At 51.1% G+C, this 21,125-nt stretch carries 25 protein-coding genes; 7 read left to right on the top strand and 18 right to left on the bottom strand.

The genetic code is table 11. The annotated features are described in order from the left end of the window. Window positions 1–61: 61 nt before the first annotated feature. Window positions 62–1,615, bottom strand: a complete 1,554-nt coding sequence (locus AACS05_RS01965) for a methyl-accepting chemotaxis protein (protein ID WP_045439045.1) — start codon at window positions 1,613–1,615, stop codon at window positions 62–64. Between the two features lie 245 nt (window positions 1,616–1,860). On the opposite strand from AACS05_RS01965, the gene ytfE reads away from it, so the two are divergent. Next, entirely contained in the window at window positions 1,861–2,523 is a 663-nt protein-coding gene (gene ytfE / locus AACS05_RS01960; RefSeq protein WP_045439037.1) for an iron-sulfur cluster repair protein YtfE, read from the top strand. A gap of 63 nt (window positions 2,524–2,586) precedes the next feature. Here ytfE and cycA read toward each other — a convergent pair whose 3' ends face one another. Together cycA and fklB are read right to left on the bottom strand one after the other, a co-directional pair. Further along, window positions 2,587–3,996: a D-serine/D-alanine/glycine transporter gene (cycA, locus tag AACS05_RS01955; RefSeq protein WP_045439035.1), complete on the bottom strand. Its 1,410-nt coding sequence runs from the start codon at window positions 3,994–3,996 to the stop codon at window positions 2,587–2,589. A gap of 309 nt (window positions 3,997–4,305) precedes the next feature. Further along, window positions 4,306–4,926, bottom strand: coding sequence for an FKBP-type peptidyl-prolyl cis-trans isomerase (fklB, locus tag AACS05_RS01950; protein WP_045449404.1), 621 nt, complete (start codon window positions 4,924–4,926; stop codon window positions 4,306–4,308). A 336-nt stretch (window positions 4,927–5,262) separates the two neighbouring features. Here fklB and AACS05_RS01945 point away from each other — a divergent pair, with 336 nt between their 5' ends. Continuing rightward, complete coding sequence (locus AACS05_RS01945) at window positions 5,263–5,913, top strand: OapA family protein (protein WP_045439032.1); 651 nt, start codon at window positions 5,263–5,265, stop codon at window positions 5,911–5,913. A 67-nt stretch (window positions 5,914–5,980) separates the two neighbouring features. Here the strand turns inward: AACS05_RS01945 and AACS05_RS01940 are convergent, their stop codons facing one another. The 6 genes from AACS05_RS01940 to AACS05_RS01915 form a co-directional block, all read right to left on the bottom strand. Further along, window positions 5,981–6,928: a DMT family transporter gene (locus AACS05_RS01940; RefSeq protein WP_045439029.1), complete on the bottom strand. Its 948-nt coding sequence runs from the start codon at window positions 6,926–6,928 to the stop codon at window positions 5,981–5,983. A 143-nt stretch (window positions 6,929–7,071) separates the two neighbouring features. Further along, window positions 7,072–7,521 carry a 50S ribosomal protein L9 gene (rplI, locus tag AACS05_RS01935; RefSeq protein ID WP_003025676.1) on the bottom strand — a complete coding sequence of 150 codons (450 nt, stop codon included), beginning with the start codon at window positions 7,519–7,521 and terminating at the stop codon, window positions 7,072–7,074. A 41-nt stretch (window positions 7,522–7,562) separates the two neighbouring features. Beyond that, complete coding sequence (gene rpsR / locus AACS05_RS01930; RefSeq protein WP_000135199.1) at window positions 7,563–7,790, bottom strand: 30S ribosomal protein S18; 228 nt, start codon at window positions 7,788–7,790, stop codon at window positions 7,563–7,565. Between the two features lie 4 nt (window positions 7,791–7,794). Beyond that, the gene (priB, locus tag AACS05_RS01925; protein ID WP_006686338.1) at window positions 7,795–8,109 is read right to left on the bottom strand and encodes a primosomal replication protein N; all 315 of its coding nucleotides are present in this window, start codon (window positions 8,107–8,109) and stop codon (window positions 7,795–7,797) included. Window positions 8,110–8,115: 6 nt separating this feature from the next. After that, window positions 8,116–8,511, bottom strand: coding sequence for a 30S ribosomal protein S6 (rpsF, locus tag AACS05_RS01920; RefSeq protein WP_006686337.1), 396 nt, complete (start codon window positions 8,509–8,511; stop codon window positions 8,116–8,118). A gap of 159 nt (window positions 8,512–8,670) precedes the next feature. Next, complete coding sequence (locus AACS05_RS01915; protein WP_045439023.1) at window positions 8,671–9,435, bottom strand: TSUP family transporter; 765 nt, start codon at window positions 9,433–9,435, stop codon at window positions 8,671–8,673. A 297-nt stretch (window positions 9,436–9,732) separates the two neighbouring features. Here AACS05_RS01915 and yjfY point away from each other — a divergent pair, with 297 nt between their 5' ends. Then, window positions 9,733–10,008 (top strand): DUF1471 family protein YjfY, encoded by a 276-nt coding sequence (gene yjfY / locus AACS05_RS01910; RefSeq protein ID WP_045439020.1) that lies wholly within the window; start codon window positions 9,733–9,735, stop codon window positions 10,006–10,008. Window positions 10,009–10,142: 134 nt separating this feature from the next. Here yjfY and AACS05_RS01905 read toward each other — a convergent pair whose 3' ends face one another. From AACS05_RS01905 to ulaA, 6 genes are read right to left on the bottom strand one after another with little or no spacing between them, the layout of a single operon-like run. Beyond that, window positions 10,143–10,829, bottom strand: a complete 687-nt coding sequence (locus tag AACS05_RS01905; protein WP_045439017.1) for an L-ribulose-5-phosphate 4-epimerase — start codon at window positions 10,827–10,829, stop codon at window positions 10,143–10,145. Beyond that, window positions 10,829–11,683 carry an L-ribulose-5-phosphate 3-epimerase gene (locus tag AACS05_RS01900; protein ID WP_045439014.1) on the bottom strand — a complete coding sequence of 285 codons (855 nt, stop codon included), beginning with the start codon at window positions 11,681–11,683 and terminating at the stop codon, window positions 10,829–10,831. The genes AACS05_RS01905 and AACS05_RS01900 overlap by 1 nt, the downstream gene beginning before the upstream one ends. A 9-nt stretch (window positions 11,684–11,692) precedes the next feature. Further along, the gene (gene ulaD / locus AACS05_RS01895; protein WP_045439012.1) at window positions 11,693–12,343 is read right to left on the bottom strand and encodes a 3-keto-L-gulonate-6-phosphate decarboxylase UlaD; all 651 of its coding nucleotides are present in this window, start codon (window positions 12,341–12,343) and stop codon (window positions 11,693–11,695) included. Between the two features lie 13 nt (window positions 12,344–12,356). Next, the gene (gene ulaC / locus AACS05_RS01890) at window positions 12,357–12,824 is read right to left on the bottom strand and encodes a PTS ascorbate transporter subunit IIA (protein ID WP_045439010.1); all 468 of its coding nucleotides are present in this window, start codon (window positions 12,822–12,824) and stop codon (window positions 12,357–12,359) included. A gap of 9 nt (window positions 12,825–12,833) precedes the next feature. Beyond that, window positions 12,834–13,139, bottom strand: a complete 306-nt coding sequence (gene ulaB / locus AACS05_RS01885) for a PTS ascorbate transporter subunit IIB (protein ID WP_045439008.1) — start codon at window positions 13,137–13,139, stop codon at window positions 12,834–12,836. A gap of 15 nt (window positions 13,140–13,154) precedes the next feature. Beyond that, the gene (gene ulaA, locus AACS05_RS01880; protein ID WP_045438997.1) at window positions 13,155–14,552 is read right to left on the bottom strand and encodes a PTS ascorbate transporter subunit IIC; all 1,398 of its coding nucleotides are present in this window, start codon (window positions 14,550–14,552) and stop codon (window positions 13,155–13,157) included. 363 nt (window positions 14,553–14,915) lie between these two features. Here ulaA and ulaG point away from each other — a divergent pair, with 363 nt between their 5' ends. Then, window positions 14,916–15,980 carry an L-ascorbate 6-phosphate lactonase gene (gene ulaG, locus AACS05_RS01875; RefSeq protein WP_045438994.1) on the top strand — a complete coding sequence of 355 codons (1,065 nt, stop codon included), beginning with the start codon at window positions 14,916–14,918 and terminating at the stop codon, window positions 15,978–15,980. A gap of 105 nt (window positions 15,981–16,085) precedes the next feature. Then, on the top strand, window positions 16,086–16,841 hold the full coding sequence (gene ulaR / locus AACS05_RS01870; RefSeq protein ID WP_045438991.1) for an HTH-type transcriptional regulator UlaR: 756 nt from the start codon (window positions 16,086–16,088) through the stop codon (window positions 16,839–16,841). On the opposite strand, the gene yjfP is transcribed toward ulaR, so the two are convergent. Further along, entirely contained in the window at window positions 16,838–17,587 is a 750-nt protein-coding gene (gene yjfP, locus AACS05_RS01865; RefSeq protein ID WP_045438988.1) for an esterase, read from the bottom strand. The two genes, ulaR and yjfP, sit on opposite strands and share 4 nt — an antisense overlap. Window positions 17,588–17,768: 181 nt before the next feature. On the opposite strand from yjfP, the gene bsmA reads away from it, so the two are divergent. Beyond that, window positions 17,769–18,098 (top strand): biofilm peroxide resistance protein BsmA, encoded by a 330-nt coding sequence (bsmA, locus tag AACS05_RS01860; RefSeq protein ID WP_071828881.1) that lies wholly within the window; start codon window positions 17,769–17,771, stop codon window positions 18,096–18,098. A gap of 147 nt (window positions 18,099–18,245) precedes the next feature. Next, a complete protein-coding gene (yjfN, locus tag AACS05_RS01855; protein WP_136345327.1) occupies window positions 18,246–18,521 on the top strand; it encodes a DUF1471 family protease activator YjfN in 276 nt (91 codons plus the stop codon). Window positions 18,522–18,614: 93 nt separating this feature from the next. Here yjfN and AACS05_RS01850 read toward each other — a convergent pair whose 3' ends face one another. Together AACS05_RS01850 and rlmB are read right to left on the bottom strand one after the other, a co-directional pair. Then, window positions 18,615–20,237, bottom strand: coding sequence for an isovaleryl-CoA dehydrogenase (locus tag AACS05_RS01850; RefSeq protein ID WP_045438971.1), 1,623 nt, complete (start codon window positions 20,235–20,237; stop codon window positions 18,615–18,617). 121 nt (window positions 20,238–20,358) lie between these two features. Then, window positions 20,359–21,090 carry a 23S rRNA (guanosine(2251)-2'-O)-methyltransferase RlmB gene (gene rlmB, locus AACS05_RS01845; protein ID WP_045438969.1) on the bottom strand — a complete coding sequence of 244 codons (732 nt, stop codon included), beginning with the start codon at window positions 21,088–21,090 and terminating at the stop codon, window positions 20,359–20,361. Between the last annotated feature and the right edge of the window lie 35 nt (window positions 21,091–21,125).

The following is a 21,125-nucleotide window of genomic DNA, read 5'->3' as shown; positions in this document are numbered from 1 at the left end:
AGCCGGATAGTACTGCGCTAATCCGGCCTACAGGATATTTTCTTGTAGGCCGGAGCAGACGTTAAACTTTAAACACCGCCACCGTCTGATTCAGGCGTGCAGCCTGCTCTTCTAGCGCGGCAGCGGCAGAAGCAGACTCTTCCACCAGCGAGGCATTTTGCTGCGTCACGCGGTCCATCTCAGCAACCGCCTGACCTACCTGATCAATACCCCGACTCTGTTCATCTGAGGCGGATGCAATCTCACCCATGATGTCAGTCACCCGGCTGACGGCACTGACTATTTCCGCCATCGTTTCACCGGCTTCATGCACCAGCGCAGTACCGGCGTTGACCCGGTTACCGGAATCATCAATCAGCGCCTTAATTTCTTTCGCCGCCTGGGCGCTGCGCTGCGCCAGCGTACGCACTTCTCCTGCTACCACAGCAAAACCGCGCCCCTGCTCACCGGCTCGCGCCGCTTCTACCGCCGCGTTCAGTGCAAGAATATTGGTCTGGAAGGCAATACCGTCGATAACATTGGTAATTTGCGCAATTTTACTCGAACTGGTGGCGATCTCATCCATAGTGCGCACCACACCATCGACCACAGCGCCACCTTTCTGCGCCGTCTGTGAGGCATTTTTTGCCAGACTGGTTGCCTGCCGCGCATTGTCCGCATTCTGTTTCACGGTAGCGGTAAGCTGCTCCATACTGGCAGCCGTCTCTTCCAGAGAGGCGGCCTGTTGTTCAGTACGAGAAGAGAGATCATTACTACCCGCAGCGATTTCCCCCGCGCCGGTATAGATGGTATCTGCCCCATCGCGTACGACGCCAACCGTGTTTGCCAGCGCCTGTTGCATATCACGGACATTACGCGCCAGTAGCGCCATTTCATTACTGCCCTCGGCGCTGATACCGTGGGTCAGATCGCCAGCGGCAATATGGCGGATGTGCCCAATTACCTCATGGAGTGGCCTCAGCAGTACGCGTTGCATGGCTATCCAGCTGACGACAATAACGGTTATCACGATCAGCATCACCGCGGACAATAGCCAGATAATCTTCTGATAGTCCTTCTCGTTATCCTGTACACCAGCATTTGCCAGAGCAGATTGCGCAGCGCGCCATTCCTGATAAACCCCCTGCATCGCCGTCTGCTTTTGCTCAGCATTCTGTTTAAACATCTCCTCCAGTTTGCCTTCAGCGAGCAGCGCATTCATTTTTGCCAGCGTTGCAGAATAGATGCCGTACTGCTCTTCGAGCCGGTCAGCCAGATGCTCATCCAGACCCGGCGTTTCCGGCAAGGCATAGTATTTATCGTAATGATCTTTGGCATCATTCAGCAGGCGATTTGCTGTATTCACCAGTTCCTTCAACTGGCCACCGTTAATTTCATTCGCCATCGTCCCTTGCAAACGCAGCATACCCCGATTGAGCGTGACGCGAGCCTGGTTCAGGCTAATCCAGGCATCAGTAAACTCGGCCACATTCTGGCTGGAAAGCTGAGACACGTTAAAGTTTTGCTTGTCGTTATTGAGCGCGCCAATAAAAACGCCTGCGGAAATGAGCTGCATTGCGCCCAGGGCGAGTAACACGGTGATAAGTAAGGTTATCACTTTGATTCGTTTGAACATCTGTTGCCTTTTTATTATGCAGGTATTGTCTGAGGTCTAACTATCGGCAGCCGCGTCCGCTTATTTAATCTTGTGACGCGGTTTTTTTCGCCGTTTTTCCCCTTTTCAATAAGATTCAGCATGTTAAAGAGATAAGAAATTTTCGTGACAACCATCACATAATCCTCTGCCCCGAAAGGGTTATATCCTTCTCTATAAGTTGCATTTAAAATGCACCTTATATTATTGAGAATGAGGTAACGGCTATGTCTTATCGCGATCAACCTTTAGGTGAACTGGCGCTCTCTATTCCTCGCGCTTCGGCACTGTTTCGTAAATACGATATGGATTACTGCTGTGGCGGTAAGCAAACGCTGGCACGCGCTGCCGCACGTAAAGAGCTGGATGTAGAAACTATCGAAGCACAGCTCGCACAGTTGGCAGAACAACCGCTGGAGAAAGACTGGCGCACCGTAGCGCTGGCAGAAATCATCGACCATATCATCGTTCGTTATCACGACCGCCACCGCGAACAACTGCCGGAACTGATCCTGCAAGCCACTAAAGTTGAACGCGTTCATGCAGACAAACCTAACGTACCACGCGGTCTGGCAAAGAACCTGACCATGCTGCATGAAGAACTGTCCAGCCACATGATGAAAGAAGAACAGATCCTGTTCCCGATGATTAAACAGGGAATGGGTAGCCAGGCGATGGGACCTATCAGCGTGATGGAAAGCGAGCACGACGATGCCGGTGAACTGGTAGAAGTGATCAAGCACATCACCAACAATGTGACGCCTCCGCCAGAAGCCTGCACCACCTGGAAAGCCATGTATAACGGCATTAACGAGTTGATCGACGACCTGATGGAGCACATCAGTCTGGAAAACAATGTGTTGTTCCCGCGTGCCCTCGCTGGTGAATAAAAAGGGCGCCTGAGAGCGCCCTGTTTTACGGAATATTAGAGCCGCATCGCGGCTCTTTTTTTATTAGCGTACGCCAGCCATGCGTTTCTTACCGATAAACAGCCAGCCCAGCCCCAGTGCAATGAACCACAGCGGCGTTACGATCAGTGCCTGTCGGGTATCCTCTTCCAGCGTCAGCAGTACCAGTACAAACACGAAGAACGCCATGCACACCCAGCACATCAGCTTGCCTAACGGCATCTTGTAGATCGATTTCTCATGCAGATGCGGACGCTGTTTGCGGTACACCAGGTACGAGCAAAGAATAATGGTCCAGACAAACATGAACAGAATCGCTGATACGGTGGTGATCATGGTGAATGCGCCAATCACACTCGGGTTAACATACAGCATCACTACGCCGCCCAGCAGGCAGATACAGGAGAACGTCAAACCTTTCGCCGGTACTGCACGTTTAGACAGCTTGGCGAACGCTTTAGGCGCTACGCCTTCCTGCGCCAGACCAAACAGCATACGACTGGTTGAGAACACACCGCTGTTCGCAGAAGACGCAGCAGAGGTCAGAACCACAAAGTTAATCAGGCTCGCCGCTGCCGGTAGCCCTACCAGCACAAACAGCTCAACGAACGGGCTTTTGCTTGGAACAACCGAGCTCCACGGTGTTACAGACATAATCACGATCAGCGCGAAAACGTAGAACATGATAATACGGATCGGAATCGAGTTAATTGCTCGCGGCAGAGATTTCTCCGGGTCTTTGGTTTCCGCAGCTGTCGTTCCCACCAGCTCGATACCCACAAACGCGAACACCGCTATCTGGAAGCCAGCAAAGAAACCACTCAGACCTTTCGGGAACCAGCCACCATCATTCCATAAGTGCGTAAACGACGCTTCAACGCCGGTTGGCGACTGGAAGTGCGTCAGTACCATCACCAGACCGACAACAATCAGTCCAACGATGGCGACGATTTTGATCATGGCAAACCAGAACTCCATCTCACCGAACATTTTGACGGTGGCGAGGTTGAGACTCAGCAGCAGAATGATCACTGCCAGTGAAGCAACCCAGTCAGAGAGTCCAGGGAACCAGAATTGCGCATAAGCCGTAATGGCGACAACGTCCGCCATCCCGGTAACTACCCAGCAAAACCAGTAGGTCCAGCCGGTAAAATACCCAGCCCATGGCCCTAGAAGGTCAGAGGCGAAATCGCTGAAGGATTTGTATTCGAGATTCGAAAGCAACAGTTCTCCCATTGCCCGCATCACGAAAAACAACATGAAACCGATGATCATATATACAAAGATGATCGACGGTCCGGCGAGACTGATGGTTTTTCCGGAGCCCATAAACAGGCCCGTGCCGATGGCACCACCGATTGCAATAAGTTGAATATGACGGTTTGTGAGATTGCGCCGTAGCGACTGTTCAGACGAACCCTCTTCGTCGGCAACGACTTTTACCTGATCTACCATGTTTTTTTCTTCCTGTACCTGTCTGTGTTGTTCAGGCTCTACGGCCTTTAATGTGTCTATGATACGACGATCCCGTTAGCAGGACTCATCGATATTAGGTAAGAATCGGCGGGATGAATACTAAGATTTAGATATAATGTTAATTTAATGTTTAAAGTGAGTGTCATATCACTCTGATACCGCGAATTAGCTCACAAAAATACACGCAAGAACGTCATTTGCAAGATAAAATATCGATACTATTACAACTATAGGTTTTAAAACTAATTTTCCGCTCCCCTCAACCCTGAGGGGAACAGAAGTCACTGCTTACAGGATCTCGAGCAGCTCAACCTCGAACACCAGCGTGCTGAACGGAGGAATGGACGCGCCAGCGCCACGCTCGCCATAAGCCAGTTCCTGAGGAATAGTCAGTTCCCATTTGGAACCCACCGGCATCAGGGTCAGCGCTTCAATCCAGCCAGGGATCACGCCATTAACCGGGAATTCAGCCGGCTCACCACGAGCGACAGAACTGTCAAACACAGTACCGTCAATCAGTTTACCGGTATAGTGCACACGTACGCGGTCGGTACGCGCCGGAATTGCACCTTCACCCTGAGTCAGAACACGGAACTGCAGACCGGATTCAGTGCTGTTCACACCGTCTTTCTCACGGTTTTCTTCCAGATATTTGACGCCATCGGCGGCCATAGCCTGGAAACGTTCACGACGTACCGCATCCGCACGTTCGTGGATTTCACGCAGTGCGCGGTGCACAACGTCAACAGGCACAGCTGGGTGTTTGCCTTCCAGCGCATCAGCAATACCAGCGACCAGCGCTTCAGGTAACAGCCCTTCCAGACCGGATTCGCTCAGTTGCTGTCCAACCTGCAAACCAATGCCGTAGCTTGCTTGCGCTTCGATAGTGTCAAAAGTCGGGGTGGCCATCATATTTCCTTTCATCGGATGTAAAGTAGCGGGCAGCATATCAGCCATGCCGCATCCGGTAAAACTTTGTATCAGGAAGAGATGACAAATCGCGAGGAAAAAGAAACAATGGCTATATTCCGCATCCATATCACGAAAGCGGATGTATACCCTGAAAAATTCGAGTGCAGGCAGGCGAACGAATCCCGATAAGCTTACATTTATAAGTAATTAGGGTGAGTGAGAGCAGCCAACACACCGGCAACGCGAAACATGAAGGGTATTATGACGAACATCATAGCGTTAGCCATCTATACTCTATGATCGAGGAACGATAAGCGGAGCAGGAGGAAAGCCATGCCCGGGCGCTTTGAATTAAAACCAACCCTGGCGAAAATCTGGCATGCACCGGACAATTTTCGCATTATGGACCCGCTACCGCCTATGCATCGCCGTGGCATCATTGCTGCTGCAATCGTGCTGGTGATAGGTTTCCTGCTCCCTTCTAATGACTCCAGCGATACTCCAGTGGTCACACGTGATGCACAACTGGATTTCCAGTCGCAATCACAGCCGCCGACTGAGGCTCAGCTTCAGGCACAGCTGGTTGCCCCGCAAAACGATCCTGGCCAGGTCGCTCCGGTTGCGCCGGAACCGATCCAGGAAGGAGAACCAGACGTACAGCCGCAGGCTCAACAATCTCAGCCCCAGACGCAGCCTTTTCAGCAGGATAGCGGGATTGACCAGCAATGGCGCACCTATCGCGTAGATTCAGGCAAAACGCTGGCGCAGGTATTCCGCGATCATAACCTTCCACCAACCGATGTGTATGCTATGGCACAGGTCGAGGGGGCAGGAAAACCGCTGAGTAATCTGAAAAATGGTCAGATGATACAGATCAGGCAGAATGCCAATGGAGTGGTGACGGGTTTAACTATCGATACCGGTAATGGTCAGCAGGTGCTGTTTACCCGCCAACCCAACGGCAGCTTTATTCGCGCACGGTAATTTTTAGTCCGGGTGGCGACGTCAATGCCTCACCCGGACTGGCATCGGCCTGATAAGGGCCACGTTATCAGGCATTCTGTGGTTTGCGCACTTTACTGACCTTATTCACCCACCAAATCCCCGAACAGACCAGCACCAGCGCAACCGCGTATTTCCACTCCAGAATATTCTCGCCGAGGAAGATCGCCGACAGCACCGCTCCCGAAACGGGAATAAGAAAGTTAAACGGAGCGATCATCCCTACACGATTGTATTTGAGCAAGATGCTCCACAATGCGAACGCCACCGAAGAGAGCAGCGTCAGGTAGCCAAGAATCGCCACCGAAGACGAACCGTGTACGGTCAGCGTCCCACCGAAAGCATAGCCCCCGATAACCAATGCCAGACCGCCTATCCCCAGTTGATAGCCTGTCATCACCGTCGGATCCACTGTCTGAGAAATACGTTTACCGTAAAGCGTGGCGGCAGAGAGAATAAAGGCTGCCAGCACCACCGAGCCATCCCCTAACAGACTAAAGCTAAAGTCCATCAGGCCACTGTTAAAGTTCACCACCATCACACCGGTAAAGCCCAGGATACAGCCCAGCGCCTTGTTGTAGCTCAGCTTGTCGTTCTGGTAGATAAAGTGGGCCAGCAGTACGCTAAAGAACGTGCCAGTAGCGTTCATGATTGAGCCTTTCACACCCGTCGTGAACGCCAGACCGATGTAAAAGAAGATGTATTGCAGTGAGGTCTGCGTCAGTCCCAGCAGCGTGAGCTGTCCAAACTGGCGTGGGCTTAACCTGCCGATAGGTTTACGCTGCATCATAGCCAGCAACAGTAGTAATAATCCCGCAAACAAGAAGCGGTATCCGGCAAAGACAATTTTCGACGGAATGTCATCCGTGGCAATCTGGAAGATCTCATACCCGCTTTTTATCGCCGGATAGGCACTTCCCCAGAGCAGGCAGCAGAACGCCGCGCTCAGATAGACTACGTTTTTACGCGCAAACAGAGGTTGGTGCGTTGTTTCCATTCCATCACCACTTTGAAATAATGTTTTATTTTTACGATTATCCCGAAAAGGATAAAGAATAGCCAGAGCGAAAAACAGGAGGGGGAGAAAAGCAAAACGCCGGCACAGGGCCGGCGCTTTTACGCGGTTTTTAGAATAAAAACTTATTCTGCAACTACGTTTACAGTCAGCTTAGCAAACACTTCGCTGTGAACCTGGAAGCTCACTTCGTGCTCACCAGTGGTACGCAGAACACCGTTCGGCAGACGAACTTCGCTCTTAGCCACTTCAACGCCAGCTGCAGTTACAGCGTCAGCGATGTCGCGAGTACCGATGGAACCGAACAGTTTACCTTCATCGCCCGCTTTGGACGCGATGGTTACGGTTTCCAGTGCGTTGATTTTCTCAGCACGAGCTTCAGCAGCAGACAGAACGTCAGCCAGTTTGGCTTCCAGTTCAGCGCGACGCGCTTCGAAAAATTCAACGTTTTTCTTGGTAGCAGGAACAGCTTTACCCTGTGGTACCAGGAAGTTACGAGCATAGCCCGCTTTAACGTTAACCTGATCACCCAGGCTACCCAGGTTTGCTACTTTATCAAGCAGAATAACTTGCATTACCTTATCCTCTCAAAGTCGTATTAATGGACCGTGACCGATTACTGATGACGATCAGTGTACGGCAGCAGGGACAGGTAGCGAGCGCGTTTGATAGCGCGAGCCAGCTGACGCTGGTATTTTGCACGGGTACCGGTGATACGGCTTGGGACAATCTTACCGCTTTCGGTGATGTAGTTTTTCAGCGTAGCGATATCTTTATAGTCGATCTCTTGAACGCCTTCCGCGGTGAAACGGCAGAACTTGCGACGACGGAAATAACGTGCCATATGGCTAGTCTCCAGAATCTATCAATTCAATCTGCTCGGCATGCAGAACCATTTTGCTCAGGCCGTTCTTTGCCTTATGGCAAGAAATGAACCCCTGAACGGTCACTGCGCTACCGACCGTTATACTGTGAGTAATGGCCTGGTTTTCGTGTCCGCTAACAATAACGGGCATTTGACACCATGCCTGCCGGTGAAAACCGGCTTCCTCCTGCACAGAACGATGCTCAAGCACGAACTGGCAATGAGGAATTCCTGATGGACTGACCTTTCGAAGGGGAGCCCTGCACACGGTGCCGGACAACGCCAGACGGTTGGTCATCAGAAATTACTCTTCAGAATCCCCAGCATCTGCATCATCTGCGGTTTCGTTTGCGAAATCATCGCGACGTTCACGACGCTCGTCTTTCGCTTTAACCATCGGAGATGCTTCGGTAACAGCGTGCTTAGTACGCATTACCATGCTACGGATAACGGCATCGTTGAAGCGGAAGTTTGTTTCCAGCTCATCGATAACTTCCTGCGGCGCTTCAACGTTCAGCAGAACGTAGTGAGCTTTGTGCAGTTTGTTGATCGGGTAAGCCAGCTGACGGCGGCCCCAGTCTTCCAGACGGTGGATCGTGCCTTCTGCTGCAGTGATTGCACCAGTGTAGCGTTCGATCATACCCGGAACCTGTTCGCTCTGGTCAGGATGGACCATAAAAACGATTTCGTAATGACGCATCGAATTGCTCCTTACGGATTATTCAGCCTCCTGTCTGGGTCAGCCGAGGCCCGGGGAGGCAAGGAACGTGTTAAAGGTCGGCTGAAAAATTGACGCGTAATCATACTTGCGCCTACAGCCAAACACAAGGCGATTGTTCGATTATTTATCATGGCGTCATTAATACATATCCAGCAGCATTTTGACGCTGATGCAAATGGAGACAATCACAATCATCGGTCTGATGACTTTCTTTCCTCGCGTCAGCACCACCGTGGCCCCCAGGCGCGCACCGAGGGATTGTCCCACGAACATGACCAGCCCGAGCGACCAGATCATTTTACCGCCGAAGATAAAAAACAAAATCGAGGCGATGTTCGATGCCAGATTAATAAAGTTAGAGTGGATTTGCGCCTTATCTATGCTGTATCCCCAAAGCAGGATATAGCAGAGCGTATAGAAAGAGCCGGCCCCAGCGCCAAGAAACCCATCATAAAAACCCACGCACCCACCGCCGATAAGTGAAAAAAGAAGCAGTGACACCTGCTGTTTTCTTTTCGGTTCACTGAGATTAGGGGCAAATATGAAATAGATGGCGACGGCGATAATCAGTACCGGCAGCAACTTTTTTAGCAGGTCCGGCTCAATAAACTGGATTAATGTGGTGCCCAGCGCAGAACCAATAAAGGCAGATAAAAATACATATTTGTGTTCCTGAACATTGATATGCCCTCGGCGTAAAAAATAAATCCCGGAGGTGAGCGAACTGCCCAACGCCTGAATTTTATTGGTCGCCAATGCGTTGGCCGGCGGCAAACCGGAAATCAACAATGCGCCAATAGAGAGAAACCCACCGCCCCCCGACACTACGTTAATAAAACCTGCTACCAGCGCAACCATAAACATAATCAGGAAATAGCTGAAATCCATGAATGAAGTATCCATAAGTTTTTGCCTTATAATCATAAAGTTATATTATTTTTCAGCTCACTATAGACGGCGTACTCATTCGGTTAAATTGACCATTTGGTAAGAGGTTATGCCTGGAAAACAGGAATTTTTAACCACAGCGGTAGACATCAGCTAACTGTTAATTAAAGGAAAGACAGGCATGCGGTAATTTTTTGAACAACTGCATCAGAAATGGTCGCTATCGACTCCGTCGGTAACGGTTAAAATTAAATCAGAAGTTATCTACTCACAGGAGAAAGCGAACCAGAGACCGCAGTCGAGGAGGTACATATGCGAGCCCGTGTTTTGACCCTTCTGGCTGTACTTTTGCTCAGTGCAAGTGCAACAGCAGCCATCAAGATTGACAATCATCAGGCCAGAAATATGGATGATGTGCAGAGCTTAGGCGTAATTTACATAAACCATAACTTCGCCACTGAAAGTGAAGCCAATCAGGCCCTGAATGAAGAAACAGATGCTCAAGGCGCTACCTACTACCACGTAATCCTCACCAGGGAGCCAGGTAGTAACGGAAATATGCGCGCCAGCGCGGATATTTATCGCTAGCTATCCAGAAATAACCAACGAGAACATTGCCACAGTTTGACTTGCCCCCTTCATTGGGGGCTTTTTTTGCAGTAAAACGCATCCGGAGCTGATCGATAACATCCCCTGAAAGCGTTAGCTCCGGAGCGTTTTGTTTATTTCTGTCCGTAATAGGCGTTCGGGCCGTGCTTACGCATGAAGTGTTTGTTCATCAGGTAGCCATCAATGGGATTGAGGCATGGGTTGATGCCGCGCGCAATCCACGCCATCTTCGCCACCTCTTCCATCACCACTGCGTTATGTACCGCCTCATAGGCAGTTTTCCCCCACGCAAACGGACCGTGCTGATACACCACCACACCTGGGGTATGCAGCGGTTCAACGTCCCCCAGAGTTTCAATGATGACCTTGCCGGTGTTCAGCTCATATTCGCTCTGTACCTCTTCTTCGTTTAACGCCCGGGTGCAGGGAATATCGCCAAAGAAATAATCCGCATGCGTAGTGCCAAGTGCTGGGATCGCCAGCCCCGCCTGCGCCCATGCCGTCGCATGGGTTGAGTGGGTATGCACCACGCCGCCGAGCGACGGATAGCGGCGGTACAGTGCCAAATGCGTCGCAGTATCAGAGGAAGGACGATAACGCCCTTCCACCACGTTCCCTGTCATATCGACCACAACCATATCGTCTGCGGTCATGGCCTCATAAGCAACACCGCTGGGTTTGATCACTACCCAACCGCGTTCGCGGTCGATGCTACTCACGTTACCCCAGGTAAAAGTCACCAGTCCGTAGCGCGGCAAATCCATGTTGGCATCGAACACCTGCTGTTTAAGCTTTTGCATTACGCCGCCTCCACCAGACCAACGCTTGCCATACGCGCTTTCACCCAATCACGCGCTTTCGCCACTTCTCGTGCCGGATCATCTGCCGTTTCACTCCACATCTCAATCAGGTATGGCCCGCAATACCCACTCTGCTTGAGTGTCGCAAAACAACGTTCGAAATCCACCACGCCCTCGCCAAACGGCACGTTTTTGAACACACCGGGTTTGGTGTCTTTAACGTGTACCGCCACGATATGTCCTATCCCGGCCTGTAATTCCATCTGCACGTCGTTATCCCACGCCGACAGATTGCCAATATCAGGATAAAGCTGGAACCAAGGATTGTTCAGGTAGTGCGCATAACCCAGCGCCTTGCTGATCGAGTTCATCAGGGGATAATCCATAATCTCCATCGCCAGCGTCACCTGAGCACGACTCGCCATTTCCACGCTCTCTTTCAGCCCATCGCGAAAACGACGACGCGTTTCGTTATTTGCCTTCTGGTAGTAAACGTCGTAACCCGCCAGTTGGATCACGCGAATGCCAATATCCTGAGCAAATCGGATCGCTTTACGCATGATCTCCAGTCCCTGGTCACGCACCGCGTCATCTTCACTACCGAGCGGAAAACGACGATGCGCACTCAGGCACATGGAAGGGACACGCACACCGGTTTCGGCAATCGCACTTACCAGCGCCAGACGCTGCTCACGGCTCCAGTCCAGGCGCGCCAGGCGGTCGTCTGTTTCATCAACAGACATCTCAACAAAATCAAAACCCAGTTCTCTGGCAAGCTTCAGCCGCGTTTGCCAGCACTCCCCGACGGGAAGCGCTTTTTCATAGATACCGAGCGGGATCTGTTTCGACAACATAACCGCTCCTTAGCCCCAAAGTTGGGCGATGGAACGTTTGAACTGACGAGCAGCTTCTACCGGTGAGGCTGCATCACGAATGCTGCGACCGGCGATAAAAACATGGATTGGAATGCCTTTGAACAACGGTAGATCCTCCAGCGCCAGACCGCCGGTAACGGTGACTTTGAAGCCCATATCGGCCAGACGTTTGATGGCGCTGATATCTGCGTCCCCCCACGCCACACCTGCGGCTTGTGCATCGCGACTACGGTGATACACAACCTGTCCAATGCCCGCGTCACGCCATTCCTGCGCCTGTTCCCAGGTCCAGTAACCGGTCAGTTCAATCTGTACATCGCCATTGAATTCTTTCGCCACATCCAGCGCACCTTTGGTGGTGTTGATATCCGCACAGCAGATCACAGTCACCCAGTCAGCGTTGGCTTCAAAGCACATACGAGAAAGAATTTTGCCTGCATCGGCAATTTTGGCATCCGCCAGTACGATTTTATGCGGATACAGCGCTTTAAGATCGCGAACCGCACGCACGCCTTCAGCGACACAGAGAATCGTACCAACTTCAATGATGTCCACTTCATCTGCAATCAGGCGTGTTGTTTCATACGCGGAAGCCATCGTTTGATTATCCAGCGCTACCTGCAACATAGGTAATGACATTTTAGTGTTCCTTTTAAGCAGCCGCCGCAGTGGCGTTATCAATTAAATCCAGTACTTCCTGCGCGGTGCGGCAGGCACGTAAACGATCAAAATTAGCTTCATCTTCAAACAGATTAACAATCTGCATGATGCCAACCTCCTGATGCGTGTTGGCATCCACTGCCGCCATGGTGATCAGAATATCAACCGGGTCGTTATCTTCATGGTTAAACACCAGCGGTGTTTTCAGCGTAACCAGGGCAAACCCGGTTTTCTTCACACCTTCCTCCGGGCGGCCATGAGGCATAGCCAGACCAGGTGCTATCACAAAATACGGGCCAAACTGCTCTACGCCGTCGAGAATCGCCTGGTAGTAACGCGGTTCGACAACATCGGCCTTAACCAGCAGATCGACGCCCAGCTTTACGGCTTCCTGCCAGGTGCTGGCATCAGCCTGCAAAAGGATGGCGTTATTGTCCGCTAATGAATCACGTAATTTCATATGGCGTCCTTACTTCACATCCTGCGGAAAATGTTCTTTGATCACTTCCAGCAGCTTTGGACCAAAATCGGCTGGCGATAGCATATTGCGTACGCCAACGACATATTTGTTGCCGGAAACAGTGATTTCACCGGCGATATGGGTAGAGGCGATGATGATATCTGCGCCGCTCAGCTCGCTTTTGTATTCGCCCACCGCGCAACTGTTCACCGTATGGTCAATATTTGACTGGGTTAAAAACTGATCCACTTTCATTTTCATGATCATGGAACTGCCTTGCCCATTGCCACACACAGCCAGAATACGTACGGTCATAATCGGAACTCCTTATTAGGCAGATTGTCCTGCCAGTTGTTTTTCTGCATCTTCCTCAGCGCGCAATGTGCGCCCTGCGAAAAACATATAAGCCAGTGAAATCAGAATCATGACGGCCATAAAAATCAGTCCGAGTGAGGCAAAGCCCTGCATCATCGGTGGAGCCAGAATCGACCAATCCGCCATCCCCATCCAGGCGCTCATGCCGGTGAGTTTCACCGCCCAGACGCAGCCAAAGATTTCGATCATCCCCATCACCAGACAAATTTTGAGCGCCGCACGCCAGCCGCCAAAGTGGTTAGCAAACACACCAATAGTGGCGTTAGAGAAGAACATTGGGATAAAGCCAGGGATTATCAGAATGGATGAGCCGAAACCCACCAGGATACCGACGGCGATCAACTGGCCGATGGTGCCCCACATAAAACCCCAGACCACCGCATTTGGTGCAAAGCTATAAATCGCCGCACAGTCAATCGCCAGTACTGCGCCGGGAATAAGGCGTTGAGAAATACCATTGAACGCTTCTGAAAGTTCAGCAACGAACATACGTACGCCCTGGGTGATGATGAAGATCGCGACCGCGAACGAGAAACCAGTTTGCAGGATATAGATAGTCCAGTGGGTTTTACCCGCCATCGCCTGGACAACATCAATACCGAAGGAAAGCAGGATCGCTCCAAAGAAAATGGTCATCACAATGGCTGTAGAAACGATGTTGTCATGGAAGATATTCAGCCAGCCAGGCAACTTAAGATCTTCGACGCTCTCTTCTTTTTTACCCAGATATGGTGCGAGTTTGTAAGCCATCCACGAAGCGAATTGCTGCTGGTGACCAATGGAGAAGCCGCAACCGTCTGTGACTTCCTGGGTCGGCTTGTACATCATGTTGGAGGTAATGCCCCAGTAGAGCGACACCAGCACCGCGGTACAGATAATGGTGGTCCACATCGGGTAACCGAAGATGTAGAAAGAGACCGCAATCAGCCCCGCTTGCTGGAACATGATGTGGCCGGTCAACATGATAGTGCGGATACCGGTAATACGCCGCAGCAGGACGTAACAAATGTTCAGCGCCAGCGCCAATAACACGGCGTAGCCTACCCAACTATAGGCATCGCCCATACGTTCAATGGTCGCCATCATTGAGGCGTAGGTATCTGAAATCGCGCCGTTGATGCCATAAACCTCAGACATCTTCGCCACCACTGGTTTAAAGGTGCTGGTCAGGATGCCGGATCCCGCCTGCAACAACATAAAACCGATGATTGTTTTGATCGTGCCTTTGATAATCACGCTGACGCTCTTACGCAGCAGGATGTAGCCAAGACAGGTCACAATACCCAACAGCAGCGGAGCATTGGTCATTACCTGATTAAAAAAGACGGTAAAGATGTTGTAGAGGATCTCCATAACGATCTCCAGTAAACGAAGTTGCCGGGTTTTGTTGATACCCGAATGTTGTACCCTCACTCTAATTTTCAAAAGTAATCACAACAAGATTGAATTTGATTAAATGTGACGAACCACGCAAATAATTCCTATAGATCAGGAAAGGATTAATCACCATCAACTCAAATCACGATTAAGTGCAATAAAATCAAATAAATAATAAAATACCCCAAATAAAACCTCGCGTAATTCCCTCGTAATTACACTCTGTCCGAGATGCTGGTCGCGAAAAACAAGTCATTGCCAACGTGAAAAAATAGTGTCAGGATTAATCAAAACAAATCACACTTTGATTCAACTTGAACAAACATGAAGGTAAATGCGATGAGTAAAGTAAAAAGCATCACGCGTGAATCATGGATCCTGAGTACATTCCCGGAGTGGGGAAGCTGGCTGAATGAAGAGATCGAACAGGAGCAGGTTGCACCAGGCACCTTTGCCATGTGGTGGCTAGGTTGTACCGGGATCTGGCTGAAATCAGAAGGTGGGGCTAACGTCTGTGTCGATTTTTGGTGCGGGACAGGTAAGCAGAGCCACGGTAATCCGCTGATGAAAACCGGGCATCAGATGCAGCGTATGGCCGGAGTAAAGAAATTGCAGCCAAACCTGCGCACCACGCCATTTGTGCTCGATCCTTTCGCTATTCGCCAGATCGACGCTGTACTGGCCACTCACGATCATAACGATCACATTGACGTTAACGTTGCTGCGGCCGTCATGCAGAACTGTGCCGACGATGTACCATTCATCGGGCCGCAAACCTGCGTGGATCTGTGGATCGGCTGGGGTGTGCCAAAAGAACGCTGCATCGTAGTGAAACCGGGTGACGTTGTTAAAATAAAAGACATTGAAATTCATGCTCTTGATGCATTTGACCGCACAGCGCTGATCACACTGCCAGTCGAGCAAAAAGCGGCCGGTGTCCTTCCAGACGGCATGGATATGCGTGCCGTTAACTACCTGTTCAAAACGCCGGGCGGTACGCTGTATCACAGCGGAGACTCCCACTACTCCAACTACTACGCAAAACACGGCAATGAACATCAGATAGATGTGGCACTGGGTTCCTATGGCGAAAACCCGCGCGGCATTACCGACAAGATGACCAGCTCCGACATGCTGCGTATGGCGGAAGCGTTAAATACCAAAGTGGTGATCCCGTTCCACCATGATATCTGGTCAAACTTCCAGGCCGATCCGCAAGAGATCCGTGTTCTGTGGGAGATGAAAAAAGATCGGTTGAAGTATGGCTTCAAGCCGTTTATCTGGCAGGTTGGCGGCAAGTTCACCTGGCCGCTGGATAAAGATAACTTTGAATATCACTATCCACGCGGTTTTGACGACTGTTTTACAATCGAGCCGGATCTGCCGTTTAAATCCTTCCTCTAATCGCTATGATGCCGGGTTTTTCCCGGCATTTTTCAATATTTACTTTAGTATTTTCAGGCTATTTCAAATATCATCTTAAAAAATCATTTTGTATCGGAATAGCTCATGACTGAAGCACAAAGACATCAAATTCTACTCGATATGCTGGCACAGCTGGGCTTTGTGACCGTTGAAAATGTCGTAGAACGCTTAGGAATCTCACCCGCTACGGCACGTCGGGATATCAACAAACTTGACGAAAACGGCAAGCTTAAAAAAGTTCGTAACGGCGCAGAAGCCATTACTCAACAGCGGCCACGCTGGACGCCGATGAATCTGCACCAGGCACAGAATCATGACGAGAAGGTACGCATAGCCAAGGCAGCGTCACAACTGATCAATCCAGGCGAAAGCGTGGTGATCAACTGTGGATCCACTGCATTCCTGCTTGGGCGGGAAATGTGTGGCAAGCCGGTGCAGATCATTACTAATTATCTGCCGCTGGCAAATTATCTGATCGACCAGGAGCATGAGAGCGTAATCATCATGGGCGGGCAATATAACAAGAGCCAGTCCATCACACTTAGCCCGCAGGGCAGCGAGAATAGCCTGTACGCCGGGCACTGGATGTTTACCAGCGGCAAAGGACTTACCGCTGACGGGCTGTATAAAACTGACATGCTGACCGCGATGGCAGAACAGAAGATGCTTAGCGTAGTCGGCAAACTGGTAGTACTGGTCGATAGCAGTAAAGTGGGTGAACGTGCAGGTATGTTATTCAGCCGTGCCGATCAAATCGATATGCTGATTACCGGTAAAAATGCGAACCCTGAGATCTTGCAACAGCTCGAAGCGCAGGGTGTAAACATTTTGCGCGTTTAGAGATGTTGGCGGAAAAATGATACCGTCGCTGCCAGCGCTTCTGGCGTGATACGGTGGCGCACGCCAGCTTCCCACAGGCAGGTCAGATTTTTATCCAGACCTGCCTGAATCAACGCCTGTTGTAAGCGGAAGGTTTCAACGGCCGGGACCACATCGTCATCCTGTCCATGCCACAATAAAAGCGGTCTGTCGGCCAGTCGGTCCAACTGATGCGTCACATCCCACTCAGCGAGCGGAGCTATTATCGTATCGAACTCCGTCTGCTGCTCTGGCGTCTGCACGAATAAAGGTGGAAAAAGCGTATGGGCAAGGTGGGTAAAATAGCCCGAACCCATCAGGCTGGCTGCACATTTAACCTCGGGATATCGCGCCATAATACCCAGTGCCGTCATACCACCCATTGACGCGCCCGCGATAGCAAGACGTTCATCTGATATCCAATTCTCTGCCACCAGCGCCGCACGTAACGCCGTAAATTCCTGCATGTTTTGCTGCAAAATCTGCCAGAAGCGGTACATTCTACCCTGCGTATCACCACTGAACCGCGCACCATGATCGGGTGCTTCGGGCATAACAACCCGGAACCCGGCCTGTGCCAGAGCGACGGCAAAATAGCTGTAAACCAGGCTGGAAGAAGTGAACCCGTGATAAAAGATAATGCTGGGAAGTGAAAGGTCGTGTTGACCAGCAGGAAATGCGTGCAGGACAGGAATACCAGCCAGTTGCCGTGTTTCAATTTCTATCATTTGTCGCCTCTTTCTTTCCGGTATGCCATGGAGAAATACTTAACGCAAGTGAATGTGTTCGGCAATGATTCATAATGTTGAGAACTAGGTTACGCTTTCGCAACATTTTCATTCGAAAATCGCGCGAGAGATAACATTTCGGGAACATTCCCCTAAAGGGAAATTAATAAGGCACTACACTATGGCTATCAGGAAACGAGATAGAGTTATGCGTCGGTTTGCCTCTTTGATGCTGGTTATGTTTTTAAGCGCCTGTAGCGTGCTACAGGGGACGCCACAACCCGCGCCACCTGTCGCAGACCATCCGCAAGAAATCCGCCGTGACCAGAGCCAGGGGTTACAGCGAATGGGGACAGTCAATGCTCTGGTGAGAGGCTCTCCAGATGATGCGCTGGCAGAAATTCGTGCCAAAGCTGCCGCGGCTAAAGCTGATTATTACGTTGTATTACTGGTTGATGAAACCGTGGTAACGGGCCAATGGTATTCACAAGCCATTTTATATCGTAAATAACACGGGATTGAAATTTAGTCAGCTTTACATTGCTTTGCGCCCCTATGCGTTTACCTGTGCACAATAAACCAACAGCAGGGAGCTTGAGGTTTATTATCGCGATGGAATGCCCTGCCACGTGTAGGGGTACGAATAATGGAGCTGACGATGAAACAATCACTTGCCTTATCCTCACTGCTGCTTTCTGCCGGACTGGTGGATACCACGGCACAGCCTGCCGAGTTCGCCAGTGCTGACTGTGTTACGGGTCTGAACGAAATAGGACTGATCTCTGTCAGCAACATTGCAGGAAATCCACAGGATGTGGAACGCGTTGTGGCGTTAAAAGCGGATGAACAAGGTGCCTCATGGTATCGGATCATTCAAATGTATGAAGAACAACAGCCTGATAACTGGCGTGTACAGGCCATACTCTATGCATAGCATACTGCCAGGTGTCGCTCACTTATCTGGCCTACATCGAAAGTAAGAGTGTAGGCCTGATAAGATCCTCCTGCACAGCCGCCAGGCAAGTCATTAACACAAGCCACCCGTAGCCCGTAATAACAAGTCATTCTGCACCTGTTCAGACAAACGCCGACCACCACGCGTATCCAACATCATCTGACACCAGGCCTGCGCCACTGGCGGAGATGCATAGCGCAACATCTGCGCCCCACAGCCGAGCAGGAAAAGCTGCTGCGTAATCTCCCGTCCCAGCTCCTCACTGGGTTTACGTAAGTGCTGTTGTAGCTGACGTACCATTCTGTCGTAATGTCGGTCTTGCCCTTTTACTTCAGCAAAAGCTTCACTGAGCATATCGTACATACCCGGTTGTTTCGTTAACACTCGCAATACATCGAGGCACATAATGTTCCCGGATCCTTCCCAGATACTGTTTACCGGCATCTCGCGGTACAAACGCGGCAGTTCACTCTCCTCACAATACCCCGTGCCACCAAGCACTTCCATGGCCTCTGCAACGAATGGCATACCGCTTTTACAGATGGCGAACTTTGCCGCTGGCGTAAATAATCTGGCCCACAGAGCTTCTTTCACATCGTTGCGACGATCCCAGGCTCGCGCCAGCCGAAACAGCAACGCTGTTTGGCCTTCCAACTGGAGAGCCATCCGGCTCAATACCTGTCGCATCATCGGCTGCTCAATCAGTGGTTTGCCAAATACCTGCCGCTGATGCGCATGATAAATTGCCACGGAAAAAGCGCGCCGCATCATACTGTGGCTACCAAGCGCACAGTCAAAACGTGTCATACCGCCCATTTTCAGGATATGACGAACACCTTCTCCCTCCTCACCCAGTAGCCAGCCAATCGCATCCTGAAATTCAACTTCGCAGCTGGCGTTAGAGCGGTTGCCTAACTTATCCTTCAGCCGTTCAAGACGGATAGCGTTACGCCGCCCATCAGGTAAAAATCGCGGGACAAAGAAGCAGGACAACCCTCCTTTAGCCTGTGCCAGCACCAGATGAGCATCGCTTTGCGGTACGGAGAAAAACCATTTATGCCCAATTAGCCGATACGTGCCATCCTCAAGGCGGTCTGCCTGAGTGGTATTGCTCAGCACATCTGATCCCCCCTGTTTCTCCGTCATTCCCATGCCAATCAGCAGACCGCGCTTTTTCCCGCCGGGCAGCAGATGTGAATCATAACGATCGCTGCATAGCGGTGTGAACCAGTCATGAAATTGTGGAGGTAACATATCAAGTAACAGCGGCGTGGCGGCAAACGTCATGGTAACAGGGCATAACGTGCCTGCCTCCACCTGCGCATGCAACATAAAACGTGCGGCCCGGGCAACAAATGCCCCCTGTCTTGCATCTTCTTCCCAGGCAAGATTATGTACCCGGTTGGCACACAGCCCCTGCATCAGTAAATGCCAAGCGGGATGAAAACGCACGTCATCCAGTCGCTGCCCCTGCGGATCGTATCGCAATAGTTCTGGCGGATAAGCGTTGGCCAACCGTCCCAGTTCGAGCGATTCCGCCGTTCCTAATTGCTGGCCAATACTGGCAAGAAGATCGCTGTCCCAGCCAGCCCCCTCACGATTCACCGCTTCACACAGTGCACCATCGGACAGGTATAAATTGCTGTTATTGAGCGGTACAGGTTGGTTAAAAACGGTATGCGTTTGCCAGTGCATTGTGTTTCCCTCCGTCAATGGCAGTGACCATAAGTATGGTCACTCACAGAAGAGGGTGCCTGGGATAGCGGTCACAAAAAAGCCATCCCGGAGGATGGCTTGATGGAAATGGAGAGCTCAGTTACCCGCGCTGACGAACGGCCTCAAACAGGCAGATCCCCGTTGCAACGGAGACGTTCAACGATGAGACGCTACCAGCCATCGGAATACTGATCAGCTCATCACAGTGTTCACGAGTCAGACGACGCATACCTTCACCTTCAGCTCCCATGACCAGCGCCAGGCGGCCAGTCATTTTGCTCTGATACAGAGTGTGGTCAGCTTCACCTGCCGTCCCAACAATCCAGATGTTCTCTTCCTGCAGCATACGCATCGTGCGCGCCAGGTTGGTCACACGGATCAGTGGCACGCTTTCTGCCGCGCCACAGGCGACTTTTTTCGCCGTCGCATTCAACTGCGCAGAACGATCTTTCGGGACGATAACAGCATGCACACCAGCCGCGTCTGCGCTTCGCAAGCAAGCGCCCAGGTTATGCGGATCGGTAACGCCATCCAGGATCAAAAAAAACGGCTGATCGAGTGAGGCGATCAGATCCGGCAGATCGTTTTCCTGATACTGGCGGCCCGGCTTCACGCGGGCAATAATACCCTGATGTACCGCACCCTCACTTTTCTCATCCAGAAACTGGCGGTTAGCCAACTGGATGACAACGCCCTGCGCTTCCAGAGCATGGATCAGCGGCAGCAGGCGTTTATCTTCACGACCTTTGAGAATAAAGACGTCCTGAAAGCGCTCAGGCGCACGCTCCAGCAGAGCCTGCACCGCATGGATGCCGTAAATCATTTCACTCATGAATGTACTCGTTAATAGTTTATGTGTAATGCCGG

This window comes from Citrobacter sp. S-77, assembly GCF_963864895.1.
In the GTDB taxonomy this organism is placed as follows: domain Bacteria; phylum Pseudomonadota; class Gammaproteobacteria; order Enterobacterales; family Enterobacteriaceae; genus Citrobacter; species Citrobacter murliniae.
Note: the sequence above shows the minus strand (reverse complement) of the source record. Positions and strands in the feature narration are given on the sequence as shown.